This window comes from Dokdonia sp. Asnod1-B02 (assembly GCF_045063955.1).
Classification (GTDB): domain Bacteria; phylum Bacteroidota; class Bacteroidia; order Flavobacteriales; family Flavobacteriaceae; genus Dokdonia.
This window is the reverse complement of record NZ_JBEFNW010000002.1, coordinates 2,994,335-3,004,902: the sequence shown is the minus strand read 5'-3', so window position 1 is coordinate 3,004,902 and position 10,568 is coordinate 2,994,335. Positions and strand designations below refer to the sequence as shown.

The window sequence follows — 10,568 nt, the reverse complement described above, 5'->3', positions numbered from 1 at the left end:
GTGAGGATTTCTTTTGATTTCCTTTTAACATAAACAAAATGTTAATATTTAATCGTAAATTTCTTAAACAAAACTTAATTTGAGATATTAAGCATATCTTCGAATTCTTTTTTTAGTAAATTTTTTTAGTTTTAACCCCTACCTTTTTGAAGAACACACAAAATAAGAAGCATATTATTGTAGCTGTAGGAGCCAGTGCTGGCGGCCTAGAGGCACTCAATGCTTTTTTTAATAATGTAGTCGAAAATTACGATTACAGTTATATAATTATACAGCACTTGTCTCCAGACCATAAAAGTCTCATGGCCGAATTGCTGTCTAAAAAAACAAATGTTCCTATTGTTGCGGTTACTAATGACTCTGAAATAAAGCGGAGTCATATTTATGTGATACCTCCTTCAATGAATCTTATCATTGAAAATGGGCACCTCATATTATTAGACAAACCAGTAGCCAAAACGCTCAATCTTCCTATAGATTTATTCATGAGTTCCCTTGCAGAAGCTTATGGAAAGGAAGCCGTAGGCGTTATATTGAGTGGTACAGGTAGTGATGGTACAAAAGGCGTGCAAGCTATCAAAGAACATGGAGGAGTTGTACTTGTACAACAACCAGATGAGGCTAGCTTTGATGGGATGCCTACAAGCGCTATAAATAGTGGTGATGTAGACTATATTGTGCCAGCAGGAGAAATGATAGATGAAATACATCGCTATTTTAATAATGAAGATGCGTTTAATTTTAAGGAAGATATTTCTACAGAAGATAATGAACGTTTGCGTTCCATTTTAAATATTCTCCATACTAATACAAATATAAATTTCAATTACTACAAGCGTCCTACGATTCTGAGACGAACAGAAAGGCGTATGCAAAACCTTAAAATGGGTAGTTTTGATCAATATATAGCATATCTCAAAATTCATCCAGAAGAGGTTTCTGTGTTATATAAAGAGTTTTTAATAGGAGTGACAAAATTTTTTAGAGATACAAACGCGTGGAATTTACTAGAAGCGGAGACCATACCAGGTATTGTAAGAAATAAAAGGGATGGAGACACTATAAAAGTTTGGGATGTGGCTTGCTCTACAGGAGAAGAGGCATATTCAATGGCGATGCTTTTTCAAGAAGAAATAGATCGTCAGGAAAAGGATATAAAGCTTAAAATATTTGCTACAGATATTTCTGAAGAGCACATAGCACTTGCATCTCAAGGGGTTTTTAGTAATACCATTGTTCAAAGCATTTCTCCTAGTAAATTACAGAAGTACTTTATTAAAGATGGAGAAGAATATAAGGTTGCTAAAGATCTTAGAAAGAAAATTATTTTCTCTAATCATGATATTTTAAAAGACCCTCCATTTAAAAATATGGATATGGTCTCATGCCGTAATCTTTTGATTTACTTAAAGCCAGAGGTGCAAACAGCGGTATTGCATACATTACACTACGCATTAAAACTTAATGGATTTTTGTTTTTAGGTTCAAGTGAGTCTATAACGGCATTGCGTAACTCCTTTGAGACAATCAATGGGAAGCTTAAAATTTTTAAGAATATACATCCTTCGGAGAGATTGCATAGTGAGTTACTTACTTCAAATGCAGATAAGAGTAACTTCATGCTTTCGCGAAAGCAGAAAAAAACGGTAATTCACAAGAAAGAAACATTTACCAATGATATTAAAATGAGTATAAGCAATGTGCTTTTATCTCAATTTGATACTGCTAGTGTATATGTAGATGCAGACTTTAAAGTACTAGATGCTTTAGGTTCTTTTTCTAAGTATGCACAGTTACCAGAAAGCGGTTTTTCTTTAGACTTACTAAAGATGCTTCCTGATAATTTGAAAACGGCAGTAAACTCGGCTGCGAGAAAAGCAAAACGTTCAAAAAAAGATTTTATTTATAACGACGTGATTACCCCAAAAGCAGGTGCCGATACCGTTGTTAATGTAATGGTAAAGCCTGTTTTTCAAAATAACACGAGTGACTGTAACTATGTAGTCACCTTTATTGAAAAGGAATTGAATCCAGATGCAGCTGTAGCTCGTGGTACAATGAATCTTGCAGTAGCTCCAGACGAGCGTATTAAAGACCTTATAGACGAGATAGAAGAAACAAGAGGAGAGCTTAAAAAAGCGCTTGAAGATGCAGAGACTAGTAATGAAGAATTACAAACGCTCAATGAAGAGTTACTTGCCTCAAATGAAGAATTGCAGAGCACAAACGAGGAGTTGCAGAGTGTAAATGAAGAATTGCATACTGTAAATGTGGAGCATATTGAAAAAATGGATGATCTCGCATTGCTTAATGCAGATATGGACAATATTCTTAATAGTACTCAGATAGCCACAATCTTTCTAGATAGGCAACTTACAATTAGAAAATTTACACCTTCCATACAAGAACATTTCAAGTTAATGAAGCAAGATGTAGGGAGACCTATAGATCACTTCTTAACCCAGTTAGGAACAGGGAGAAAATCGTCACTTAGAAGTAAGATTGAAACTGTGATGAGTAAAGGTGAGGTAAATGAAACACAAATTGATAAAAAAGGTGGACGCTCTTATATACGACGTATTTCACCTTTCTATACAGGGACTAATAAAATAGAAGGATCTGTAATCACCTTTGTAGACATTACCAAAACGGTGGATTCACAAAAGAAATTAAAAGAAAGCCAGCAGAAGTTTAAAGATTTTTATGAAAATGATCCTGTGATGCACGTTAGTGTAGATCCTTCTACAGGGCGTATTGTAGAATGTAATAAAATTTTTATCGAGACGCTTGGCTTAAATTCTCGTAGCGAAGTTGTAGGTAGGCGTATATTTGATTTCTACACAGACGATTCTAAGGCTAAAGGCCTTGGTCTCTTGGATGAGATTCAAAGAACTGGAGTGATAGAAGGTGAGCAAATGACCCTTATAGATACAGAAGGTAATGAGATTCCTATTATTCTTAACTCTGAGCTGGTGATTCCAGAAGAAGGTAACTCGTACTCGCGTTCTACCTTAATAAACATATCAGATCTGCAGCGTGCACAGCAGTTAATGTATGATAAGAATGAAGAGTTACAACGCATTAATACAGACCTAGAACAGTTTGTATCTATATGTTCACATGACTTACAAGAACCTTTGGGTACGATACGCTTTAGTAGTGATGTTATTCTAAAGAAATTTGGAGATGAACTAGACCCTAAGGCTACCGAATACTTGGGTTACATCTATGGTGCAGCAGGTAGAATGGCAAACCAAATCAAAGGACTTCTAGAGCATAGCCGTATAGGACAAGAACTAGAGCGCACAGAAGTAAATGTTCAAGAACTACTAGAGATTGTAAAGTATGATCTCGGCAAAAGACTGAGAGAGTGCGGAGGTAAAATACATCTTAGTAAAATGCCTACTATCCAGGCTTATAATACGGAGTTGAGATTATTGTTCCAGAACTTAATAGGTAACTCACTCAAATATTCAAAGCCAGATGTAAGTCCTGTAGTACGTATTTCATCTTTTGAAGATGAAGGGTACTGGACCTTTGTGATAAACGACAATGGTATAGGTATAGCCGAAGAAGATCTTGACCATGTTTTTAAAATTTTTGGTCGTGCATCCACCCAGCATAAATATGAAGGTACTGGTGTCGGTCTTGCACACTGTGAGAAAATTGTAAAACTTCACGATGGCTCAATATGGGTAGACTCTCAGTTAAATGTAGGTAGTACATTTTATTTCAAAATTAAAAAATAAGTAAACTATGGGGAGTCCATCTGCTTTATATCCAAAAAAGATTGACCTAACTAATTGTGATAAAGAACCTATACATCTCATAGGTCGTATACAATCTCATGCGATGCTTTTTGTGATAGATAGCTCATCTTTTGAGATATCACACATATCTGAAAATGTGATTTCTACGCTTTCGCGAAAGCGTGAAGAGTTTTATTCTAAGCGTCTTGAAGATGTGTTGGGACAAAATGGTACACTTATAGAAACATATATAAAAAGTGAATATAAGACCTCTCTAGAAGTAACCATTGATGATAAACGTTATGTAGTAGTCACTCACCACAACAATCAATTAGTATATATAGAATTAGAGCCCATACAACAGCAAGAAAGTGCTCAATACATGCAACGCCAGTTATCTGAAATTATATCAGATTTAAGTGAGGCTGTTTCTGTCTCTGCAATGTGCGATAAAACAGCAAGACTCATTAAGGGTTTTACTGCATATGATCGTGTAATGATATACAAATTTGACGAAAACTGGAACGGTAAGATTATATCTGAGGCTCGTGAAGAGCACCTTGATAGCTGGATAGGCATGCACTACCCAGCGACAGATATACCACAGCAAGCACGTAAACTGTTTTTAAAACAAGGCGTGCGTATCATTGCAGATGTTGCATCACAGACGGTTCCCGTTTATGCAAAGCCTAGTGCAGAAGATGAGCCAGTAGATTTAGGTCTTTGTGAGTCTCGAGCATCGTCTCCCATACATATAGAGTATTTGGAGAATATGGAAGTGGGAGCAACACTCACGGCAGCAATTGTGAGTGATGGAGAATTATGGGGTTTGATAGCGTGTCATCATTATAATCCTAAGTTTGTAAACTATTATCAAAGACAAACGGTTAAGTTTTTAACCCAGGTATTTTCTACGCAGCTCACATTAAGGGCGTCCAATGAAGTGCTCAGCCGTATTAACGCAACATCTGCTATACGAGCTAGCCTTGTAGAGCAAATGAGTGATGGATGGGACGTGGCAAATGGTTTGACACAGAAGTCTACATCAATGCTCACTATTACAGAAGCTACGGGTGGAGCAGTGTTTTTAGAAAATAATGTGTCCACTGTAGGAGAGACTCCCAGTAATGAAGAAATTACAGCCTTAATAGACTGGATTTATAACACCCAGATGGGCGATATATATACCACTCAAAATATTGCAGAAGAGTATGATAAGGGGGTGGCTTTCGCCAATATAGGCTCGGGATTACTTTGTGTTTTTATTGCAAAAGGAGAAAAGGATTGTCTTCTCTGGTTTAAACCAGAACTTAAACAAGTTATATCCTGGGGAGGTAATCCAGAAAAAGCGATGGAAGAAAATGCGCAAAAACTAAGCCCTAGGAAATCTTTCGAAAAATGGAATAAAGAGCAAGTAAATACATCGCTTCCTTGGAAAGATTATGAAATAGCTTCTGCTCAAGCACTCAAAACTAGTATTTCGAATATTATTATAAGTAGGTATCAAGAGGTAAAACTTCTTAACGATAAACTTAAAGAAGCTTATAAAGAGTTAGAATCTTTTAGCTACAGTGTGTCTCATGATTTGAGGTCTCCTTTGCGTGGTATAGATGGTTTTGCACAAATAATTAAAGAAGATTACTTTGAAACGCTGGATGAATACGGGCAAAAAGCCATTCAGACAATCATCGACTCTACAAGCAAAATGAATACGCTTATAGATGATATCCTTGCGTTTTCTGGAATAGGTAAAAATCAGATAGCTATGGGAGTCTTTTCTATGAAAGATCTAGTAGAAGAGGTAGTTGCATTTTTGCAAGTAGATATGAAGTACAAAGACTCACAATTTGTTATTGACCCAGAATTACCTGACGCCTTTGGAGATCGAGGTATGGTTTTTCAATTGCTTAATAATCTTCTAGGTAATGCTCTTAAGTATTCTCAAATGGTAGAAAAGCCTATTATAGAAGTAGGTTTTGATAGTAGTGAGTCTCCTTCGGTTTACTATGTAAAGGATAATGGCATAGGTTTCAACAATAAGTATAATGAGAAAATTTTTGGAGTTTTTAATAGACTTGTAAAGGATGAGTTTGAAGGTTCTGGGATAGGTCTCGCCATCTCTCAGCGTGTGGTAGATAAACATCAAGGTCGCATCTGGGCAGAAGGTAAGATAGATGAAGGAGCCACATTTTATTTTCAACTACCCACTAGATAATGAAGGGACTTATAGTATCTGTAGAAGATAATGCCACAGACAGTGCATTAATGAGTCGTATTTTTGATAAAGAAATGCCCCTTGTTGAAGTTCGCTTTATAGATGATTCCTTAGAAGCTCTATCATGGTTTAAGGCATATGATGATGTGAGTCGCATACCAGATCTTATATTGTTAGATATAAAAATGCCTAGATTAAATGGCTTAGACTTATTAAAGGAAATAAGAAAAATAGAGCTATTTAAATATGCACCTATTGTTATGATGAGTTCATCAGATCAAATAAGTGATAAGGATAAGGCTTATCTCAATGGAGCAAATAGCTACCTAGAAAAGCCTAAAAATTATGCCGAGCTAAAGGAGCGAATTCCTATTGTCGCCAAATATTGGTTAACATTAAATAAATAACTATGTCAACAGAAGTACATATACTACTTGTAGAAGATACAGACTCAGATGCTGCCCTTATTACAAGGCAAATTCACAAGTTAGATAAAGCATATAAAGTGCAAGTTGTTGATAATCTAGCAGATTTAGAGGTTGCAATAAAGACTTTTAATCCGCAAATGATAATTTCAGATTATAATTTACCTACGTGCTCTGGGATGGAAGTGCTAGAAGTTGCTAGGAGTAAATCTCCTACTGCCACCTTCTTGTTTGTTACAGGCACTCTTCAAGATGAAGAACTGGCAGCAGAGACTATTTTAAATGGTGCAGATGGCTTTATTTTAAAAAAACACATGAGTGTACTTGCTTCTAAGCTGGCTCCATATATAGATAAAATCAAAAACAGACCTGTTATTGTTCAAAACACTAGAAATCGTATTAAGCAGAGCACAGATCTTGTAAATGATATAAAGGAGTATATGGAAGATATTAATAGAGAAAATATCTCTCATCAAGATCGAATAGCTAAAATAAGAGAGCATCTAGAAAAAATAAAAAACTCATTATAATATTACGAGAATATCCTCCTAAGAAGTAAAGGGGTTCTCGTGAGTATAACTAATGAAAATAAAAATGTAAAGTACTACTAGTCTTTCAACTTAGTTTTTCTTTAGAAACAAATTTCAAAAAAAAGTTCTAAAACCCATTCAGCTTATCTGAATGGGTTTTTTAATACTTAAAAGTCAATTTTTTATAGAAATATTAAGTTTTAATTAACGAATATCTAACACTGTAATGCGGATTTCCGCTTTCGCGAAAGCAAGGCAATTCTTATCTTTCCAGACTGCCTTATAAAGGTAGAATTAAGACTAAATCAATCAATTAGAGAGTACTACTCTCATTACAATACACGCCCACATGGCTGAAGATAAAAAGACTCAAAACAACCAAAAACAAATAAATATTGAACTAGATGAGGCTGTCGCTCAAGGCACGTACTCAAACCTGGCGATAATAAATCATTCTGTTTCAGAATTTGTAGTGGACTTCGTAAATATTATGCCTGGTACTCCTAAAAGTAAGGTGAAGAGCCGCATCATATTAACTCCACAACATGCTAAAAGGCTTGCTAAGGCACTTGCAGAAAATGTAAAACGTTTTGAAAATGCACATGGTGTTATAAAGGATTATGAGAGACAACCTGTTCCATTAAATTTTGGACCTACAGGTCAGGCTTAATTTTATTTAATTGGTATAGTTTATGATGAACTAGTTAATTCTCTATTAACTAGGTTATAAGCGTGGTTAAATTTAACATATGAATAGTTTACTTATAAAAACATCCCTATGATTTTAGAAGCACTTAAGAATGGAACAACATCAATTCATGACGAAATAGAAAAGAATAACTTAACTAATCTTATCATGGATGGTTCAATTGATCAAGATCAATATGAAACATTATTACGTCATAATTTTAAAGTATATAAAGCTGTCGAAGATTTTATAAATGGTCGCTACGAAATGCTGCCACTAGGATTAAAGTCATTTGCAGGTTATGAAAAGACAAATGCGTTAGCTAAAGATATTACGGCTTTTTCAAGTATGCCGCTGCCTGAGCCTATGAGCATATCGGGAGCTAGAGATGAAGCAACCTTAGTGGGTAAGCTTTACGTTATTGAAGGATCTATGATAGGAGGAATAATGATGAGTAAGAAACTTCAGTCTTGCAGCAACCTCTCTCACATAGAGAGTCATCATTTCTTTAATGGAGACGTAAATGAAGGCTTATTGAGGTGGAATGAATTTAAAGAGGCTGTTGATTCTTTGGACTTCAGCTATGAAGAAATTAAAACTGCTGTAAAAAGTGCAAAAGCTACTTTTAAACTGTTTAAGAAAGCCTACAAGAAAGAGCTTATCTAGCATTCACATATAATTATGCTTTCTGGTTAAAGCTGGGTTAAATGCAGTATGCTTTATTTTTTATAGGAATATATTTCAGACCTTCATGATTCACAAACAGAAATATGAAATCATATAAACTTAAAATAGAGCAGGTAGACGACTTTGTACCAGAAATTGCAGATGCTTTTGGAGTCAATTATACAAACAACTTTGGCGAGTTTGCGATGCAAATTCCTACTCATCTAGGTAAAGGTTTTATAAAGGGTATTAATTTTCCTAACGGTATCGGTCTTCACATCATTAATGGTGATATGATAGACGATACCGAACTTTATTTTGAGAATAATGGGATGAATTCCTTGCGTTTCATTTATTGCATGAAAGGGGAGGTAGGTCATAAATTTTCTAGAGATTCTGAAGAAATGGCCATTAGAAGAGCTGAGCATCTTATTGCAGCGCCTAGATATAATGAAGACCAAGTCTATATTATAAAAAAAGAAAAGCCGGCAATTGTTTGCTATTTGGAAATCAACAAGGCGAAATTTCAAGAGCAGCTTTCTTACGACTTATCAAAGGTGGATGAAGTGTATTATCCATTATTTGCAGATGTTAATGCGCTTACCCAAGTTTGCTACAAAGGATATTACAGTTTGCAAATTTCAGATATCATAGATGATATCTTGACTAACGATGATCAAGGCCTGGTAAGAACAAATTATCTTGGAGCAAAGGCATTAGAGTGTACCTCATTAATGCTCAAATTATTTAAAGAAGATTCCCTTGAAGGCAAGAAGCATCCTACACTTAGATTGGCAGATCTAGACAATATTGCAGCTGCTGTTCAATACATAGAAAATCATATATCTGAGCTTGTAACCATTCCAGAAATCGCCGAAGTGGTTGGCATCGAGACCTACAGATTGCAAGATGGATTTAAGCGCAATTATGGTATGACCGTAAATGATTATATCAAGGAGTTTAGACTTAAGAGAGCTTTGACTATGCTCACATCAGAAGATAAAAATGTATCTGAAGTAGTATATGCACTCGGCTTATCCAGTAGAAGTTACTTTTCAAAAATATTCAAGGAGAAATACGGGATTAGCCCTTCTTCTCTGCGCAGAAATCCAGAAATTTAAAGTAGTTTTTCTAGTGATGAAGTTGTCCAAGCTTCAGGCTTTGCACTAAACTTAGTTTTCGTATCTGCCCAGATACCTTTAAAAAGTTCTGAGTTACGATAATTCTGTAATGCTTCGTCAGAGACCCAATGGCTGTGAGTAAAGAAAATACATGGGTCACCTTCCCCGCGTAGTATCTCTAGATATAAACATCCATTTGACGCTCTAATTTTTTCTTTTACCTTCTCAAAATTAGCTAGAAAAGCTGGAATCTCGCTTTCGCGAAAGCGTAATTTTACAAGTCTTACAATCATTTGTCTATAAAATTAATCATCACAGTATCTCTATAGTTGAGGCCAAATAGGCTAGCAGCACTTCCTACCGTACTTGGATTACTTTTGTAAATGGCAAGTTCCACATATCCACCAGAGTTAAAGACAGCTAGCTTTTTACCTTCTTCCTCACGTTTAGATTTATCTATAGTAAAGTTAATCGCATCACTGTACTGATTGTGAATTTTTGAAATGTCGGCACCTCTTGCTTGAAGTCTGTAATCTCTACCTTTTCCTACCTCATCAAATAGCTTTTTTGTGATATTGCTTATCACATTCCCATAGTTGTCTATGTAAATGACATTTCCAGAAATTTGATTTCGTGAGGTGTTTATTACTGGTGAGATTCCCGTAAGTTGTCTTATGGTCTCTATGTTTTTACCGATAACTCCTAAGGTTCCACCACGTGCAATATGACAAGCGGTTTTTACAAAGACGTCAAGAACAGTAAAGTTAGTTTGTGTGCGGTCGTGAATGTTTATTTCTACTTTTTCCTCAGGTACAATATCCTTAGTGAGAAGAGAAATAATACCATTATTGGCGCATATAAAATAATGCCCGTCTAGCTTTACAGCGATATGATTTGTCTCTGGAGTGAGCTCACTATCTACTCCTATCACATGTATAGTTCCTTTAGGGAAATTTTGATAAGCATTCTGAATAATGTATGCTGCCTCCATAAGATGAAAGGGAGATACATTATGTGAGATATCTACAATGCGCACTTCTTCTAACTCTGAATAAATAGCACCCTTTACAGCGCCTGCAAAAGGATCTTTCTCTCCAAAATCTGTAGTAAGAGTGATTATTTTCATCGAGTTATGAGTGTGTGCTTACTAGAAAGTATATAAATCTAATATAGT

The 10,568-nt window shown here is 35.5% G+C and carries 9 protein-coding genes; 7 read left to right on the top strand and 2 right to left on the bottom strand.

The window, feature by feature from the left end; genetic code table 11:
• The first annotated feature begins 146 nt into the window (after positions 1–146).
• From ACJJVU_RS13385 to ACJJVU_RS13355, 7 genes are all read left to right on the top strand, one after another.
• A complete protein-coding gene (locus ACJJVU_RS13385) occupies positions 147–3,749 on the top strand; it encodes a CheR family methyltransferase (RefSeq protein ID WP_405226416.1) in 3,603 nt (1,200 codons plus the stop codon).
• A gap of 7 nt (positions 3,750–3,756) precedes the next feature.
• Positions 3,757–5,964, top strand: a complete 2,208-nt coding sequence (locus tag ACJJVU_RS13380) for an ATP-binding protein (protein ID WP_405226413.1) — start codon at positions 3,757–3,759, stop codon at positions 5,962–5,964.
• Positions 5,964–6,371 carry a response regulator gene (locus ACJJVU_RS13375; protein WP_013749854.1) on the top strand — a complete coding sequence of 136 codons (408 nt, stop codon included), beginning with the start codon at positions 5,964–5,966 and terminating at the stop codon, positions 6,369–6,371. The genes ACJJVU_RS13380 and ACJJVU_RS13375 overlap by 1 nt, the downstream gene beginning before the upstream one ends.
• Positions 6,372–6,373: 2 nt before the next feature.
• Entirely contained in the window at positions 6,374–6,919 is a 546-nt protein-coding gene (locus ACJJVU_RS13370) for a response regulator (RefSeq protein ID WP_339847060.1), read from the top strand.
• Between the two features lie 349 nt (positions 6,920–7,268).
• Positions 7,269–7,589 (top strand): DUF3467 domain-containing protein, encoded by a 321-nt coding sequence (locus tag ACJJVU_RS13365; RefSeq protein ID WP_298326265.1) that lies wholly within the window; start codon positions 7,269–7,271, stop codon positions 7,587–7,589.
• A 108-nt stretch (positions 7,590–7,697) separates the two neighbouring features.
• Positions 7,698–8,273 carry a biliverdin-producing heme oxygenase gene (locus ACJJVU_RS13360; protein WP_339847065.1) on the top strand — a complete coding sequence of 192 codons (576 nt, stop codon included), beginning with the start codon at positions 7,698–7,700 and terminating at the stop codon, positions 8,271–8,273.
• 104 nt (positions 8,274–8,377) lie between these two features.
• Positions 8,378–9,394 (top strand): helix-turn-helix domain-containing protein, encoded by a 1,017-nt coding sequence (locus tag ACJJVU_RS13355; RefSeq protein WP_405226408.1) that lies wholly within the window; start codon positions 8,378–8,380, stop codon positions 9,392–9,394.
• Here the strand turns inward: ACJJVU_RS13355 and ACJJVU_RS13350 are convergent.
• Positions 9,391–9,687, bottom strand: coding sequence for a putative quinol monooxygenase (locus ACJJVU_RS13350; protein WP_405226405.1), 297 nt, complete (start codon positions 9,685–9,687; stop codon positions 9,391–9,393). The genes ACJJVU_RS13355 and ACJJVU_RS13350 overlap by 4 nt on opposite strands.
• Positions 9,684–10,520: an S-adenosyl-l-methionine hydroxide adenosyltransferase family protein gene (locus tag ACJJVU_RS13345; RefSeq protein WP_298326252.1), complete on the bottom strand. Its 837-nt coding sequence runs from the start codon at positions 10,518–10,520 to the stop codon at positions 9,684–9,686. The genes ACJJVU_RS13350 and ACJJVU_RS13345 overlap by 4 nt, the downstream gene beginning before the upstream one ends.
• Between the last annotated feature and the right edge of the window lie 48 nt (positions 10,521–10,568).